The organism is Actinomyces weissii, assembly GCF_016598775.1.
Taxonomy (GTDB): Bacteria; Actinomycetota; Actinomycetes; order Actinomycetales; family Actinomycetaceae; genus Actinomyces; species Actinomyces weissii.
On the sequence record NZ_CP066802.1, the window covers coordinates 2,548,885 to 2,564,181 of the forward strand.

Annotated in this window: 13 protein-coding genes; 5 read left to right on the top strand and 8 right to left on the bottom strand. The window is 64.4% G+C overall.

The annotated features are described in order from the left end of the window. The first annotated feature begins 53 nt into the window (after positions 1–53). From trxB to JG540_RS10160, 5 genes are all read left to right on the top strand, one after another. Positions 54–980, top strand: a complete 927-nt coding sequence (gene trxB / locus JG540_RS10140) for a thioredoxin-disulfide reductase (RefSeq protein WP_200275833.1) — start codon at positions 54–56, stop codon at positions 978–980. Between the two features lie 105 nt (positions 981–1,085). Beyond that, on the top strand, positions 1,086–1,412 hold the full coding sequence (trxA, locus tag JG540_RS10145; protein ID WP_200275835.1) for a thioredoxin: 327 nt from the start codon (positions 1,086–1,088) through the stop codon (positions 1,410–1,412). 271 nt (positions 1,413–1,683) lie between these two features. Continuing rightward, positions 1,684–3,111, top strand: coding sequence for a threonine synthase (gene thrC / locus JG540_RS10150; RefSeq protein ID WP_200275837.1), 1,428 nt, complete (start codon positions 1,684–1,686; stop codon positions 3,109–3,111). A gap of 3,654 nt (positions 3,112–6,765) precedes the next feature. Then, on the top strand, positions 6,766–8,073 hold the full coding sequence (locus tag JG540_RS10155; RefSeq protein ID WP_200275839.1) for an aminotransferase-like domain-containing protein: 1,308 nt from the start codon (positions 6,766–6,768) through the stop codon (positions 8,071–8,073). 10 nt (positions 8,074–8,083) lie between these two features. Next, on the top strand, positions 8,084–9,043 hold the full coding sequence (locus JG540_RS10160; RefSeq protein WP_234042812.1) for a D-alanine--D-alanine ligase family protein: 960 nt from the start codon (positions 8,084–8,086) through the stop codon (positions 9,041–9,043). A gap of 103 nt (positions 9,044–9,146) precedes the next feature. On the opposite strand, the gene JG540_RS10165 is transcribed toward JG540_RS10160, so the two are convergent. From JG540_RS10165 to rpmH, 8 genes are all read right to left on the bottom strand, one after another. Then, on the bottom strand, positions 9,147–10,574 hold the full coding sequence (locus JG540_RS10165) for a ParB/RepB/Spo0J family partition protein (RefSeq protein WP_200275841.1): 1,428 nt from the start codon (positions 10,572–10,574) through the stop codon (positions 9,147–9,149). A gap of 3 nt (positions 10,575–10,577) precedes the next feature. Next, positions 10,578–11,537, bottom strand: coding sequence for a ParA family protein (locus JG540_RS10170; protein WP_200275843.1), 960 nt, complete (start codon positions 11,535–11,537; stop codon positions 10,578–10,580). Between the two features lie 158 nt (positions 11,538–11,695). Continuing rightward, a complete protein-coding gene (gene rsmG / locus JG540_RS10175; protein ID WP_200278395.1) occupies positions 11,696–12,292 on the bottom strand; it encodes a 16S rRNA (guanine(527)-N(7))-methyltransferase RsmG in 597 nt (198 codons plus the stop codon). Between the two features lie 172 nt (positions 12,293–12,464). Beyond that, on the bottom strand, positions 12,465–13,028 hold the full coding sequence (locus tag JG540_RS10180; RefSeq protein ID WP_407648326.1) for a Jag family protein: 564 nt from the start codon (positions 13,026–13,028) through the stop codon (positions 12,465–12,467). A gap of 45 nt (positions 13,029–13,073) precedes the next feature. Continuing rightward, positions 13,074–14,219, bottom strand: a complete 1,146-nt coding sequence (gene yidC / locus JG540_RS10185; protein WP_200275846.1) for a membrane protein insertase YidC — start codon at positions 14,217–14,219, stop codon at positions 13,074–13,076. Between the two features lie 45 nt (positions 14,220–14,264). Further along, positions 14,265–14,561, bottom strand: coding sequence for a membrane protein insertion efficiency factor YidD (gene yidD, locus JG540_RS10190; protein WP_200275848.1), 297 nt, complete (start codon positions 14,559–14,561; stop codon positions 14,265–14,267). Beyond that, the gene (gene rnpA, locus JG540_RS10195) at positions 14,545–14,925 is read right to left on the bottom strand and encodes a ribonuclease P protein component (RefSeq protein WP_200275850.1); all 381 of its coding nucleotides are present in this window, start codon (positions 14,923–14,925) and stop codon (positions 14,545–14,547) included. The genes yidD and rnpA overlap by 17 nt, the downstream gene beginning before the upstream one ends. Before the next feature lie 2 nt (positions 14,926–14,927). Next, entirely contained in the window at positions 14,928–15,065 is a 138-nt protein-coding gene (gene rpmH / locus JG540_RS10200; protein ID WP_067941256.1) for a 50S ribosomal protein L34, read from the bottom strand. Positions 15,066–15,297: the final 232 nt, after the last annotated feature.

A 15,297-nucleotide genomic window follows, 5' to 3' on the forward strand; every position in this document is an offset into this window, starting at 1 on the left:
AGGCCGCTGGTGGTTAGGGAGACGGATACACCCCCGACCACCTGAGGATGACCATGATCCACGACCTCGTTATTATCGGCTCCGGTCCCGCTGGTTACACTGCCGCGATCTACGCGGCCCGCGCAGGCTTGGCCCCGGTGGTCCTGGCCGGCTCCGTCTCTGCCGGTGGCGCGCTGATGACCACCACCGAGGTGGAGAACTACCCCGGTTTCGCGGAGGGCATCATGGGCCCAGAGCTCATGACCCGTATGCAGGAGCAGGCTGAGCGCTTCGGGGCCGACGTCCGTTACGAGGACGTCACTGCGGTAGAGCTGCGGGGAGAGGTCAAGCAGGTGACCACGGAGGAGGGGGTCTACCAGGCTCGCACCGTGATCGTGTCCACCGGCTCGGAGTACCGCAAGCTAGGTCTGGAGGGCGAGGAGCGTCTTTCAGGCTACGGCGTGTCATACTGCGCCACCTGTGACGGGTTCTTCTTCAAGAACCGGGACATTGTCGTGGTAGGGGGCGGGGACTCAGCCATGGAGGAGGCCACCTTCCTCAGCCGCTTCGCCCGTTCGGTCACCGTGGTGCACCGCCGGGACCAGCTGCGAGCCAGTGCGGCAATGGCGGCCCGGGCCAAGGCCGATCCGAAGATCACTTTTGCCTGGAACTCTCAGGTGGTGGCGTTGCACGGTGAGGACTCACTGACCTCAGTCACCTTGCGTGACACGGTCACGGGCGAGGAGCGGGAGCTGGCAGCCAACGGCCTGTTCGTGGCTATTGGCCAGCTGCCGCGTACTGATCTGGTCAAGGACGTGCTGGAGCTGGACGACAAGGGCTACATCAAGGTGGAGGCCCCCAGTCAGCGCACCGCCATCCCGGGCGTGTTCGCCTGTGGGGACGTCGCCGACCCGGTCTACCAGCAGGCGGTTACGGCGGCTGGTTCGGGATGCCGTGCCGCCCTGGACGTGGAGGCGTACCTGACCACCTTGGCGTCCTGACGATGCTCTGGGATGCTGGGGTGGTTGCCTGGTCCTGCCGGAGCAGGTAACCACCCCAGATCTTTGTCAGGACATATATCTTGTCCCTGAGCCTAGGAGCAACCCATGCCGCACTGCAAAGCCTTACGCGGGGACGACTTTGAGGTAGCTGTTGCTGCCAGCGAGCTGCCCGTGGTGGTGGACTTCTGGGCCGCCTGGTGCGGCCCCTGCCGCCAGATCGCGCCGGCGGTGGAGGAGCTGGCCCAGGAGATGCAGGCGCAGGCACGCTTCTACAAGGTGGATGTGGATGCCAACCCGGATATCGCACGGATGCACGGCATAAAGACCATTCCCACCTTCCTGGTCTTTCGGGGTAACCAGGTGGTGCACCGTTTCGGTGGGGCACGGCCCAAGGCCGCCATGCGCCAGGAGATTCTTCGGACCCTGCGCTGAGTCTGCTGGTTTCACGTGAAACCAGCGGGGCTACGGTCAGCAGACGGTACTGGCTGGGTTGCTGGAGTAAGGGCTCGTCCGCGGGTGGCGCAGCCGTTGCAGGGTAGGGCAACGGCACGGCGATGCGGGAAGGTACTGAGCCGCTATCCGTCTTAGGTGGCAACTGCCTGACGGTGAGGCGGAGGTTTCAGAGGACGACAGCCTTACCGGTCGCTTGTAGCTGGCAACTAGAATCGTCATCGCAAGCAGCCGGCACAAAGACAGGACGGACATGCAGTTCATCTCCACCCGCGGCGGTATGCGCCCCAAGAGCTTCACGGAGATCCTTCTCGATGGGCTGGCACCCGACGGCGGACTGGTGGTGCCTGAGTCGCTGCCTGCTTTGAGTGCCGCACAGATCGAGTCCTGGCGCGCTCTCAGCTACCCGGAGCTGGCCGCGCAGGTGATCGGCTTGTTCGCCACCGACATCCCCGCAGACAGGCTCCTGGAGCTGACCCGGGAGGCATATGGTCCGTCACGCTTCCCGGAGACTGTGGTTCCGGTGAAGCTGCTTGGAGAGTCTCTGGGCCTGATAGGTCTTTCCGAGGGTCCGACCATGGCCTTCAAAGACCTGGCTATGCAGTTCCTGGGGCAGGCTGTCCCATACGTGCTGTCCCTGAGGGGCGGGGTGCTCAATATCCTGGGGGCCACCAGCGGGGACACCGGTTCCGCGGCCGAGCACGCCTTCCGCAGCAGCCCAGGCGTGTCCGTCTTTATGCTCTCCCCGGCAGGCCGGATGAGCGACGTGCAACGGGCCCAGATGTACTCACTGACCGAGCCTAGTATCCACAACATCGCCGTCCAGGGGGTATTCGACGACTGCCAGAACCTGGTAAAGGAGCTTAACGCCGACGCCGTCTTCAAGGAGCGCCACAGCCTGGGAGCTGTAAACTCCATCAACTTTGGGCGTATTGCCGCCCAGTGCGTCTACTACTTCTGGAGCTGGCTGCGGGTCACGGATCGTCTGATCCCAGAGGAGCGGGCCGCCCAGTGGCAGGAGCCGCGGTTCTCCTTTGCGGTGCCCTCAGGCAACTTTGGCAACATCTACGCTGGGCACCTGGCTAGACGCCTTGGTCTGCCTATCCGCCGTCTGATCCTGGCCACCAATGAGAACAACGTGCTGGAGGAGTTCTTCCGCACGGGGGTCTACCGGCCTCGCTCCGGCGCAGACACCTTGGCTACCTCTAGCCCGTCCATGGACATTTCCAAGGCCTCCAACCTAGAGCGTTTCCTGTGGGAGTTGCTAGGGCCGCAGGACTTCCTGAGCGCCTGGCAGGAGCTGGAGGCCACCGGGCAGCTGGACCTTTCCGCCCAGCAGGAGCGCCTGGTCAAGGAGCTTGGTTTCGCCGCCTCCACCTCCACCCACCGTGCCCGCCTCTCAGCGATATCTGCTGCGTACCAGGAGCACCAGGTGCTTATCGACCCGCACACGGCTGACGGTTGGACCGCAGCGCAGCGCCTGGTGGAGCCGGGTGAGACAGTGCTGGTCATGGAGACCGCCAAGCCCGCCAAGTTCGGGCAGACCGTCTCGGAGGCCCTGGGCGTTGAGGTAGCCGTATCTGCCGAGCTGGAGGAGCTGCTATCCCTGCCGCAGCAGGTGGAGGAGATCCCTAACGACCCGGCGGTGCTTAGGCGCATCATCTCTGAACGCGCGCTCTAGCCCCTGCTCCGCGAGACCGGGACATCGGTACCGCGAGACCGGGACATATGGCTCGCGAGACCGGTTAGGTACTCCTTAGTTTGGTGCCTGCCGTCCCGAGGGGCGGCAGTAGACCGACTCAGATACAAGAGCTGGCAAGTAGACAGGGTTAAGTACAGCGGTTATCCGCACCACCGTGTCTCTGATACCAGAACGCAGCATGGCTCCCTGTGATGTGGAACTTGAGAAGTGAAACGAGAACCATCAGCAGGGGCCTCCCTACAGCACGTAAGGATGCTGAGTTCTAACACCGGGTCTGAATACCGCTGTGGTCCAGTCAGGCAACTGCCTCATCTCGGGAGCCTTGTGCATATCAGAACCACCCACTCCGGCACCGAAAGCGCATACCGAGCAGGTCCGCATCACCTTCAAGCAAGCCACGGTCACTGGAGCGACTGCTCCGGCCGTCTGTACGGGCTCGCTCCCGGGACTCCGCTAACAGCTACCCTGATCTGGCCCGCAAGGGTGCCGACTTCGCCGCACCCTTGCCTGGTTTCACGTGAAACGCAGCCGCGGTCCAGTCAGGCAACCACCTCGTCCCGGGAGTTCCTTGCACTCACTGGAACCACCATCTCCCCGGCAGTGGTCGCGTACACCGGGTAGAGGTTGCTTCGCCGTCGAGAAAGCTACGGTGACGGGGCAGCCGGTCCGGGCCACAGCGCCAGCGACCTTGAAGGACTTCCATCCACCGCCATCCAGGTATTAGCTATAGCTGTTACCAACAGCTGCCCGGCGTGTCCTGGTTCCACGTGAAACATTCCTCAGGGCGGGGCCGGAGACGTAGGTATTCAACAGCCGACGGCGTCCTGCGCCCGTTGCGAACAACACGCTGCTCCCTGTCGAGCTGGGGAAGCAGACTCGTGGGGAAGGACCTGCGAGACCCTATAGGACGCTGGTCTCCATCTGGTGCGTGCCTTAAGTGCAGCTCCGGTCATTCAGTTGCGACTATGCGCAGACAGAGGGCACGCCCAGCCCTAAAGGATCCTGGTCACCCAGGCCTCCCCGCTCAGGAGAGGGCATAGCCACCCGCGCCGTCGTGTCCCCTGGGGCCTGTGGGCCGCCCTGCGTGGGAGGGGGCATAGCGCTTCGTCATCCCGCGCTAGCCCTTACGGCAGAACCGGATCCCGAGCAGGGTCCACACGACCACCGAGCACAGAACCTCCACAGGATCACCTTGTCCACAACCAGCAGCACGCCCCGGTCATGGCCTCATTCGTTGTAATCACATCTGATGCCGTGACCGCTTGAGCCCCTGTCAGGTCCCGGCACTGTCCCAGCACACAGCCACTGAGTTTCTTCTCCAGCTTGCTTGGAACGCAGTGGTGACAGCCACAAAGAACACACCCCAAGAGAGGCGGCACCCCAGAAGAGGTATCTGCTCGCTACAGGACACCACGGTGCTTGAAGTTGCTCTAGAGGTAGTGGATCGCGGCTGTCCGCGACCAGTGCTAGCTTCCGAGACTGAGTTGCCTGTCATTGTGGAGGGACAGGAGCACAAGGCTGCTTCATCCCACGGCCGGAGTGCAGGATCTTCGCAACAGTTCTCACTTAGTCCGGTTTCACGTGAAACAACACCGCAGTCATCCTCCTAGTCCAAGCCGACCAAAGGGACCTGCTGTCACTCCTTGATGCAGATTGCACCTCGGCCGTGACAGACCTGGGTAGGGGCCCAGTAACTACCCAGCACAGTCCCCACTGGATCAGCCTGCCCAGCAACCGGTAGCCGCGACACATGGTCAGCGAACTTCCACTAACGGAGAGCTAATCACAAGCCCACGACTACATCGCACTTGCTCTGACCAATAAGCGTTTCACATGAAACACGAGCCTGCTACCCATGTGCCTAGAGGCAGGCCTCAAAAGGAGTTCCAGACCGATCCGATCTTCTCCTGCTACCCATGTGCCTAGAGGCAGGCCTCCAAGGCATATGCCCACCGCGTCACTCCGCTCCTGGTTTCACGTGAAACAGACCTAGGCTGTCACGATCAAGCCCCGCGCACGGTGCTCCAATCGGGGGTGCCCACTCCCATGCGCCAGACACCAAACCATTTGGTGAAACTGAAACAAGTCGGCCAGCAGGGGCCAGGTTCAAGGAGCGGTTGTAACGACTTCGTTCGAGTGAAGAGGTAGAGAGCCATCGGTGAACCACGCAGTGACCGCCTCACCCTCAGACCGACCAGTCGCCGAGCATCTACACCACTAGGCGGGACTCCACTCACCGATCCCGGTTTCACGTGAAACAGACCTAGGCTGTCACCATCAAGCCCCACGCACTGTCCTCCAGTCCGTAATGCCCACACCCTTGCTCTGCCACCACACTAATTAGCGCAGCACTTAAGGAAGGTGCTCCTGAAAAGAAGCACGCAGACCAAACTACGGTCGAGGTCTCCGTTGGAGCAGCGTCACGTCAAACAGAGCCCGTGGGCAAACAAGCTAGACGATGCCGTCAGGAGAGCGTCGGCCGCGAAGTGCACACGGTTCTAGGCTAGCCAGCGGCTCAGCTGGCGCAGGAGGATGCTGCACAGCGGCATGCGGCAAGCAGTACGGCCCCGGCACGAAGATGATGAGGGCTGCCGGTTTCACGTGAAACAACGACGTTGCCGTCCGCCGGCCAGCAAATCAGTCACCGGAACCGGACTTTGCTGCCTCGAGGTAAACCACCCGGAGACTCGTCCTAAGTAAACCGGGGAGGCGACCGGCAAACATCTAGCAGGCTGCTACTACAAGACACCCCCTTCAGTAACCTGCGCCAGCGGTCTCCGATGCAAGGTTGCCAGCGGTTTCCGGTTTCACGTGAAACGCAGCAGAGGTTGCTCAACCAGGTCGCCGTCCACCCAAGTCCAGTGACTCATCGAGGTCAAGCATCCAGCAGCCACAGGTAACACCAACCCACTCAAGCTCAAGCGACCACTGGGCAACTTACTATTACAAGGCACCCACCTCAGCGACCAGCATCCTCACGGCGCCGTCGTCGATCTTCTGTACGAGGAATCTCGAGCGCGTTGATGCTACTACCGCCCTAACCGGTTTCACGTGAAACAACGACGTTGCCGTCCAGCCTGCCAGCAAAGCAGTCACCCGGAACCGGCCCTGCACATCTCCAGCCGTATCGTTCCCTGGCACTGCCTTAGCAGACCGGGGAGGGGATCAAGTAACCGCAGGTAGTGTGCCCTTCGTAGCCATTCACATCACTAACCTGCAGCAGCACCATCCTCAAGCACCAGCCTGATAGGGCTTCCGGTTTCACGTGAAACCCGTTCCTGCTTCCCGGTCGTCACAGGTCGAGCCGTCGGAGGTCCCTGTTCCTGCTCGAGGTAGCTCGTCCCCTGGTGGAGAGGTCTTCAAGCGGGGAGAGGTCACACCTCCATCGAGCACGGTCCGACGGTTAAGGCACCTGCTCCGGCAAGCAGCAGCGAAGCGGTGCCGTCGTCGGTCTTGCGCACGGTCCGGAAGGCATGACCGCCGCCATCTGGAGGCAACCCCGGGTTTCACGTGAAACAACGGCCCCGGAGCAGCATCACCATCTCAGAAAGACAGCCGTGGACATGTGGCTGTCACGCTGACGTGGGAGAATCTTTCCACTGCGTTCCATGGGGGAACGAGCGGAAGGAAGAGATGACTGCTGAGAGCAACGTGAAAGGGAATCGGCTGGACCCCTGGTTGGACAACTATGCCGCCCGAGCTCATGGACTGCGGGCATCTGAAACACGCTCACTGTTCGCCGTGGCCTCCCGCCCCGAGGTAGTGTCCCTGGCTGGCGGCATGCCTAATCTCAAGGACCTTCCGCTGGAGCGGATCGCGCAGGCCACTGCCGACATGCTACGCAAGGACGGTGGAAAGGCCCTCCAGTACGGCAACGGGCAGGGATATCCTCGCCTGCGCCAGCAGATCACCGAGGTCATGGCCCTAGAGGGGATTGAGGCTGATCCGGAGGACGTCGTCATTACCACTGGCTCCCAGCAGGCCGTCGACATCATCACTGAGCTGTTCATCGACCCCGGTGACGTTATCCTGGCCGAGGCTCCCACCTACGTGGGCTCGCTGTCGATCTTCTCCACCTACCAGGCAGACGTGCAGCAGGTCCCTATCGACGCCGAAGGCGTAGTCCCGGAGGAGCTGGAAGCAACCATCGAGCGGCTTTCGCGTGCAGGCAAGCGGATCAAGTTCTTCTACTGCCTGCCTAACTTCCACAATCCTGCCGGGGTGACCCTCTCGGAGGAGCGGCGTCCCCAGGTCATTGAGATCTGCCGCCGGCACCATATCCTGATAGTTGAGGACAACCCCTACGGCCTGCTGGGATTCGAGGGGCAGACATACACCGCCTTAAAGACCCTGGCCCCCGAGGACGTCGTCTACCTGGGCTCCTTCTCCAAGATCTTTGCCCCCGGCTACCGGGTGGGCTGGGCGGTGGCGCCGCCAGCGGTGCGGGACAAGCTCAAGCTGGCCTCCGAGGCCGCTATCCTGTGCCCCTCCTCCATGGGGCAGTACTCAATCTCCATGTACCTGGAGAACTTTGACTGGCGGGCCCAGATAGAGGACTTCCGCAGCATGTACCGGGGGCGCCGGGACGCGATGATCGAGGCCCTGAACGAGCACCTGCCTATGTGCACGTGGAACATCCCCGCCGGAGGCTTCTACGTCTGGGTCCGGCTGCCGGAGGGCCTGAACGCCAAGGAGATGCTGCCCCGCGCGGTGACCAACCTGGTGGCCTACGTGTCGGGCACAGCCTTCTACGCAGGTGGGAGCACAGGCCACGAGAACATGCGGCTCTCCTTCTGCTACCCGGAGCCCAGCGAGATCCGTGAGGGGGTGCGGCGGCTGGCAGAGGTCGTCGTACGTGACCTTGAGCTGCGCAACCTCTTTGGCCCCACCCTTCCACGTCCAACTGCTGGTGTGACCGCACCTGCCCCTGACCAGATCTGAGGAGCCCAGGATGACCACCATGAACACGACCGAGAACCCTTTGCGCGTTGCCGTGCTGGCCGGGGGGCTTAGCCACGAGCGGGACGTGTCACTGCGCTCCGGTAACCGGGTGGCCCAGGTCCTGCGGCACCTCGGCCACTCCGTGATCGTGCTCGACGTCGACGCCAAGCTCATCTCCTCCTTGAAGTCCTTTGCCCCGGAGGTCATCTGGCCTCTGGTTCACGGTGGACACGGTGAGGACGGCGGCCTGCAGAACGTGCTGATCGCCTTGGAGACGCCGTACGTAGGCACCCACTCCGACGGCTGTCAGCGCGCCTCCTTCAAGCCCACGGCCAAGGCCACGGTGCGCACAGGTGGGGTCCTGACCCCCGATTCGGTGACGCTGCCTAAGGACTACTTTGCCCAGCTCGGTGCCCAGGAGGTGATGACTATGGTCTCGGAGCACCTGGGCTACCCGGTGGTCGTGAAGCCCAATCAGGGTGGCTCCGGGCTGGGGGTCTCCTACGCCTCCTCTGTGGATGAGCTGCGCGCCGCTATGGTTACCTGTTTTGCCTACGATGAGCGTGCGCTGGTTGAGAAGTACGTGGCAGGTACGGAGGTGGCCGTCAGCGTCGTCGACACCGGCTCGGGTCCACGTGCGCTGCCGCCCGTGGAGGTGGTGTCTGAGGGACGCTACGACTTTGACGCCCGGTACAACCCCGGTCGCTCAGAGTACTTTGCCCCTGCCAGACTCAGCGCCGATCAGACCAGGGTGGTACAGGAGACGGCCCTGACTGTGCACCGTACCCTGGGGCTGGGCAATATCTCCCGCACGGACCTGATCCTCACGGAGGACGGCACACCCTGGTTCATTGACGTGAACGTGGTACCGGGCATGACCGAGACCTCCCTGTTCCCGATCGCTGCGGAAGCCGCTGGTGACCTGCCCCAGCTCTACGACGAGCTGGTCCAGAATCCTCTGTGCCGCTGAGAGACTAGACCGGGTGCTCAGAGTACCCAGATCCGTTTAAAGTAGCTGCCCCCGAACACCTTAAGGTGTTCGGGGGCAGCTGTTTCACGTGAAACCGCAGCGCTCAGTCCTCCGCTAGCGAGGTGCCCGGCGCCAAGGCGTCTACGATGCGGGCCAGGTCCTCGTCGCCAGCGAACTCGATGGTGATCTTGCCCTTCTTGGCGGTGCGCGTGACCTTGACCCGGGTCTCAAAGGCGTCAGAGAGCCTGGTGGAGAGCGCAGGCAGGGCCGTGGAGCGGATGCGTTGCGGGCGTGGCAGGGCCTCATCGGCCACCTGGGGCTCATCGTGCATGGCCACCAGCTCCTCGGTGGCGCGCACCGAGATGCCTTCAGCCACGATGCGCTGTGCCAGGCGCTCCATAGCCCCCACGTCGGGCAGCCCCAGCAGGGCGCGGGCGTGCCCGGCGGAGAGCACCCCGGCCGCTACCCGGCGCTGCACCAGGGCGGGCAGCTTCATGAGCCGCAGGGTGTTGGAGATCTGGGAGCGAGAGCGGGCGATCCGCTTGGAGAGCTCAGCGTGGGTACAACCAAAGTCCTCCAGCAGCGCCTTGTAGGCAGCGGCCTCCTCCAGCGGGTTGAGCTGCACCCGGTGCAGGTTCTCCAGCAGGGCGTCGCGCAGCAGGTCCTGGTCATCGGTGTAGCGGACGATGGCGGGAATGGTCTCCAGCCCGGCCGCCCGCGCAGCACGGGTACGCCGCTCACCCATGATCAGCTCATAGCGCGGGTCCTCGTCGTCGCTGCCGGGGGCCCGCCGCACCACGATGGGCTGAAGCAGACCGACCTCCCTGATGGAGGCCGCCAGCTCCTCGATCTCTTCCTCGTCAAAGAACTGCCGGGGCTGACGCGGGTTGGCGTCAATGCTCTCCAGCGGTATATGTCCAAAGGTCGCTCCCGGTACCGGCACCAGCCCTTCGTCATCGACACTCGTTTCACGTGAAACCTCCAGCTCCGGGGCTTCCTCAGAGGCCAGAGAGGTAACCGCCTCCTCCGCAGGTACCGCAGCTGCAGGATCGGGCTCTGCCGGAGCAGGGACATCCTCCGGCGTCGTACTGGAAGCCATGGTCTCCACCGGCACAGACGGCGTCGTGTGAACCGGCTCGGGTGCCCCCTGAACGTCCGGAACTTCTCTCCGAGAAAGGCTTTCCTCCGCAGCCTCTACCTCAGCCTTGCTCGCCGTTTCACGTGAAACCACAGCGGTCTTGGTAGCGCGCGTCGTAGTCCTCTTAGGATGCTTGGTAGCACGCTTGCTAGGCGCAAGCAGCTTAGCAGCCAGGTCCGAGGTAGACCGGGAGCCGGCTGAGCCAGAGCCCGTAGCGCTATCCCTGCCTTCCGACCGCAGGGCACCCGCCACAGGAGCCTGCCCTTTTACCTCCTGGCCCCGGCGCGAGCCCTCAGGGAAGAACACGTCAGTGGGACGTCCCACCGGCTCTGCCTGGGCCGCCGGCATAAGTGCCTCCAGGCCGCGCCCCAGTGCGCGCCTTCTCTCAGCCATGTACTACGCCTCCTCAGCGTCGTCGTTGCCCGTAACGTCTGCGTCCATGTCGGAGTCGACAGCCGTGGTGGGACTCCACTGCAGTCCCGCAACACCCCGGTAGGCGATCTCCTGGGCGAGCTGCTTGTAAGCGATCGCACCGCTGCAACGTGGATCCCAGAAGACCACCGGAGCCCCGAAGGAAGGCGCCTCCGCCACCCGCACCGAGCGCGGGATACGGGTCTGCAGGGTCTGCTCCGGGAAGAAGCGTCGCACCTCTCCCTCAACCTCCTTGGCCAAGGTGGTGCGACGGTCAAACATGGTCAAGGCGATCATGGAGATCCTCAGCTCAGGGTTGTGCAGCTCCGCGATGCGGTCAATTGACCTGCTCAGGAGCGCCAGCCCCTCCAGCGCGTAGTACTCAGCCTGCATCGGGATCAGCACCTCGTTGGAGGCTACAAAGGCATTGATTGTCATGATCCCCAGGCTGGGTGGGCAGTCGATCAGCACGTAGTCCATCCGCGGCAGACCCTGCTGGTCACGCTGCACCAGGTAGGTGTGCAGGGCCTTGCTCAGCAGGGACTCACGGCGTACGGCGCCGACCAGCTCCACCTCCACCGCGGCCACGTCCAGGCTCGCTGGCACGCAGTACAGGGTAGGAGAGAACTCAGTGGTAGCCACCACCTCGGCAATAGGCAGGTTCTCCACCAGCACGTCGTAGACGGAGGCAATGTCGTCACCGTGCTCCACCCCGAGCGCCGTGGAGGCATTGCCCTGGGAGTCGGCGTCGATAACCATCACGTGCAGCCCGGCCTCAGCCAACGCGGCGGCGATATTGACCGTCGTGGAGGTCTTACCTACCCCGCCCTTCTGGTTAGCCACGGCGATAACACGGGTCTTGTCCGGCCGGGGAAAGCCACCAGCAGCCACCTCATTCAGAGCGGAGTGGTCCGCTTGCAGCTCGTCGTAAATGGATCCAGACACGTGCTCTCCTCACAAATCGATTCCCTCAGTGAAGGCACCTGATCGCCCCAGTCTACGTGAGCGAAACCTACCCACAGGTAGGCAAGGCCCTGCGTCTAAGGGAAAACTCCTCAGACACCCTGATAATCAATACCTATCAATAGGCGCCACATGCCATGTCAGACTTTGGGTCGCCTGACTTCCACGACCATGGTGGTCTCCTCGCCCGGGGTCACCACCTCGTGCACCAGGGCGGGCTCCAGGCGAGCCTTCTTGATCACGTACTTGGCGTCCTCCACCTCGGCCTGCGCCTTGGCACCCTTCAGGGCCAGCAAGGAGCCGCCCTGACGCAGCAGCGGCGCGGTCAGCCGCACCAGCTTGGACAGGTTGGCCACCGCCCGGGCGGTCACCACGTCAAAGCGGTCCTTGACCTCCTCCGCCCGGGCCCGCCTGATGGTCACGTTGTCCAGGTCCAGCTCATCGACCACGTCCTGGAGCCAGGCGGTGCGCCGCTCCATGGTCTCGATCAGGGTGATGTCCAGGTCCGGGCGCAGCAGCGCCACCACGATCCCTGGGAAGCCCGCCCCCGAGCCTATGTCTGCCACCGTGCCCCGCGCCGGCAGGAAAGGCACCACCGCCGCGGAGTTCACCAGGTGCCTGCTCCACAGCCGCGGCAGCTCACGCGGGCCCAGCAGCCCGCGCAGCTCCCCTTCCTCCACCAGCATCTGGGCAAAGTGCTCCGCCGCACCGAAAGCCAGCCCGAACAGCTCGCGCATCTCCTGGGTGGGCTGCTCCACCTGGGTAGCCGCCACCGGAGCAGGGTCCGGCTCCACGCCCTGCTCCGGAGCCGGGTCCGCCTGCTGCTCCCGCTCCTGCTCACAGGCCTGCTCCTGGCCCTGCGCCGCCCCCTGCCTCCGGTCCTGCTCCTGGGGCTGGTCCTGGCCCATCTCAGACCTCAGCGTCGGCCACGACGTCGGCGTCCTCCGCCTCGTCGTCCAGCCCTTCTTTATCTACGACGGCGGAGGCGGGCAGCACTACCACGTGGCGGTGCGGCTCAGCCCCCTCCGACTCGGAGACCAGGCCGGCGTCGGCCACGACGTCGTGGCAGACCTTGCGCTCAAAGGGGTTCATCGGTTCCAGGGCCAGGGGCTCGCCGGTGGCCAGAACCTTGTCAACAGCCTTGCGTGCCACCTCAGTCAGCTCCTCGCGGCGGGCGGCGCGGAAGCCGTTGATGTCCAGCATCAGGCGGGAGCGGTTGCCGGTGCGGGCCTGGACAGCCAGCCGGGTGAGCTCCTGGACGGCCTCCAGCACCTCGCCGTCACGCCCCACCAGGTCAGCCAGCTCGGTCTCGTCGCCCTCCTCCGAGGCCACTATGGCGATCGCGGCGCGGCCGTGGTCGATGTCGATGTCAATGTCGCCACCCAGGTCCGCGATGTCGAGCAGCTCCTCCAGGTAGTCGGCGCCGACCTCGCCCTCCTCCTCGAGGCGCTTGACGGTGGTGTTGTCCCTCATGGGTTGGTCCATTCTCTCGGGTTGTACGGGGTGGGTGGCAGGGGCTCAGCCCTGACGCTTCTTCTTGGCCTGGCGACGCTGGGCGGCGGCCCGCCGCTCCTGGGCCCGCTTCTCGTAGCGGCGCCGGGCGATCTCCTCGGCACTCAGCCCGTGGCTGCCTGTCTCGGCGGGCTCCTTGGTCTCAGCCACCCCATCATCAGCGGCGACAGCCTCCGGGCTGCTCTTGGCCCTACCCTTCTGACGGTCCTTGCGCACGGGCTGGACCCGCTGGCCCCCGGTACTCTCGGCCTCAGCCAGGGCGGCGGCACGCTCCTCCTGCTCCAGGGTGGGCAGTCCCTGGGCCACACGCTTGGCGTTGATCCGCTCCCGGCGCCTGCGCTCCGCCTCGGAGCCCGGGGCAGGCAGCTTCCAGATGGAGTAGGCCTGCTGGCCCATGGTCCAGATGTTGGTGGTCACCCAGTACACGAGCACACCGATCTGGAACTGCACGCCCGTGATCGCGAAGAACACCGGCATCACGTACAGCATGATCTTCTGGGTGCGCATGGCCGGGTTGTCCGCGTTCTTGGCGGACTCCGGCATGTTCTTGGTGGTGATCTGCGCCATGGTGTACCACTGCGTCACACTCATGATGATGATCATCACCACGGTGACGACCTTGACCAGGGTCTCCGAGGAGTTCATGAAGGAGGCCGACAGCGGCGCCCCGAAGACCGTGGAGGCCTGCACCTGCTTGGCGAGCTCACTGGTCAGCGGGCCGATCGAGGAGTGGTTGGCGTAGGTCCCGTTGGCCACGTACTCCAGGTTGGCCAGCACACGGAACAGGGCGAAGAAGATCGGCATCTGCACCAGGATCGGCATACAGGAGGAGAAGGGGTTGGTCCCGTGCTTGGAGTACAGGGCCATCATCTCCTCCTGCATCTTCTGCTGGGAGGCGCGGTCCTTCTTGCCCTTGTATTTGGCCTGGAGGGCCTGGAGCTCAGGCTGCATGAGCTGCATGCCGCGGGAAGCCCGGATCTGCTTGAAGAACAGGGGCATGATGAGGATACGGACCACGATCGTCAGGCCCACGATAGACAGCACCCAGGCAGCCCCGGCGCCGTCGTTCATACCGATAGCCACCAGGGCCTTGTGGATCGTGACCATGACCCAGGCGACGGCCACCATCAACGGCCAGAGCAGCGAGTCCATATGAGCTCCTTGAGAGTAGCGGGGAGTTGGTCCCCGGCCATCCCGTCAGTCCTGCACCAGGAAACGGGCGACGTCGTGGGGGTGGTGGTAGCACCACTGCCCTGGCTCGGGCACGTGGTCCACCCCACCGCGGGTCAGGGGGTTGCAGCGCAGGAGCCGCCAGACTGCCAGGAGCGAGCCCTTAAGCACCCCATGCACCTGCAGGGACTCGACGGCGTAGGCCGAGCAGCTTGGGTAGTAGCGGCAGCTGCGTGGTAGCGCCGGGGAGATCCAGCGCTGGTAGGCGCGCACCGGCAGCAGCGCCAGGCGCAGGCCCAGGCTGGGCTCAGCCCCTGTGCTCATGGCTGCTCCTCCCGCCCGCAAGAGCCTGCACCCGTTCCAGACAACGGTCCAGGTCGCGGGCCAGCTCGGGTGAGGCGGCGCCGTCAGCACCGGCCAGCCCCCGCACCACCAGCATGGTGCCAGGAGAGAGCCGTCCCACCCGCTCACGCATGAGAGCGCGCACGCGACGCTTGATGCGGTTGCGGTGGGTGGCGCGGGCTACCTGCTTCTTGGGCACGACTACGCCGACGAGTGCCGGGGCGTCCTGCCCGGCCTCGCCGGCGCGGTAGTGGATAACCAGCCTGCGTGTCCCGCTGCGCGCACCGGACCTTACTGCGGCACCGAAGTCCTCGGAGCGCAGCATCCGGTGGGCTGCCGGGAGCACCTTCAGGCAGCGAGACGGGCGCGGCCCTTGCGACGGCGCGACGCCAGGACGGCGCGGCCGGCACGGCTGCTCATGCGCTTGCGGAAGCCGTGCACCTTGGCACGACGGCGGTTGTTCGGCTGGAAGGTCCGCTTGCTCACGGCTGTCTCTCCTGACGGGAATGATCGGAACGGCGGTCCGCGGAATCGTGGCGCCGTCGCTCGTGCGGCTGTCCCCTGGATCGGGACCGGAGTCCACGCGAACGTCTGCACAACCCTAGATGGGGTCACGAATCCGGGTCAAACCTCCAGGTGACCACAGCGGTGAGAAACCCACCACGCTCAGGCGGGCCGCTGCCCAGACCACTGCCCAGAGCACTACCTGGGGAGCTGC

What these genes read in the sequence shown, in the direction of transcription:
- trxB (WP_200275833.1), top strand. Translation starts at nt 54, where the DNA reads ATGATCCACGACCTCGTTATTATCGGCTCCGGTCCCGCTGGTTACACT.
- trxA (WP_200275835.1), top strand. Translation starts at nt 1,086, where the DNA reads ATGCCGCACTGCAAAGCCTTACGCGGGGACGACTTTGAGGTAGCTGTT.
- thrC (WP_200275837.1), top strand. Translation starts at nt 1,684, where the DNA reads ATGCAGTTCATCTCCACCCGCGGCGGTATGCGCCCCAAGAGCTTCACG.
- JG540_RS10155 (WP_200275839.1), top strand. Translation starts at nt 6,766, where the DNA reads ATGACTGCTGAGAGCAACGTGAAAGGGAATCGGCTGGACCCCTGGTTG.
- JG540_RS10160 (WP_234042812.1), top strand. Translation starts at nt 8,084, where the DNA reads ATGACCACCATGAACACGACCGAGAACCCTTTGCGCGTTGCCGTGCTG.
- JG540_RS10165 (WP_200275841.1), bottom strand. Translation starts at nt 10,574, where the DNA reads ATGGCTGAGAGAAGGCGCGCACTGGGGCGCGGCCTGGAGGCACTTATG.
- rsmG (WP_200278395.1), bottom strand. Translation starts at nt 12,292, where the DNA reads ATGCGCGAGCTGTTCGGGCTGGCTTTCGGTGCGGCGGAGCACTTTGCC.
- JG540_RS10180 (WP_407648326.1), bottom strand. Translation starts at nt 13,028, where the DNA reads ATGAGGGACAACACCACCGTCAAGCGCCTCGAGGAGGAGGGCGAGGTC.
- yidC (WP_200275846.1), bottom strand. Translation starts at nt 14,219, where the DNA reads ATGGACTCGCTGCTCTGGCCGTTGATGGTGGCCGTCGCCTGGGTCATG.
- yidD (WP_200275848.1), bottom strand. Translation starts at nt 14,561, where the DNA reads ATGAGCACAGGGGCTGAGCCCAGCCTGGGCCTGCGCCTGGCGCTGCTG.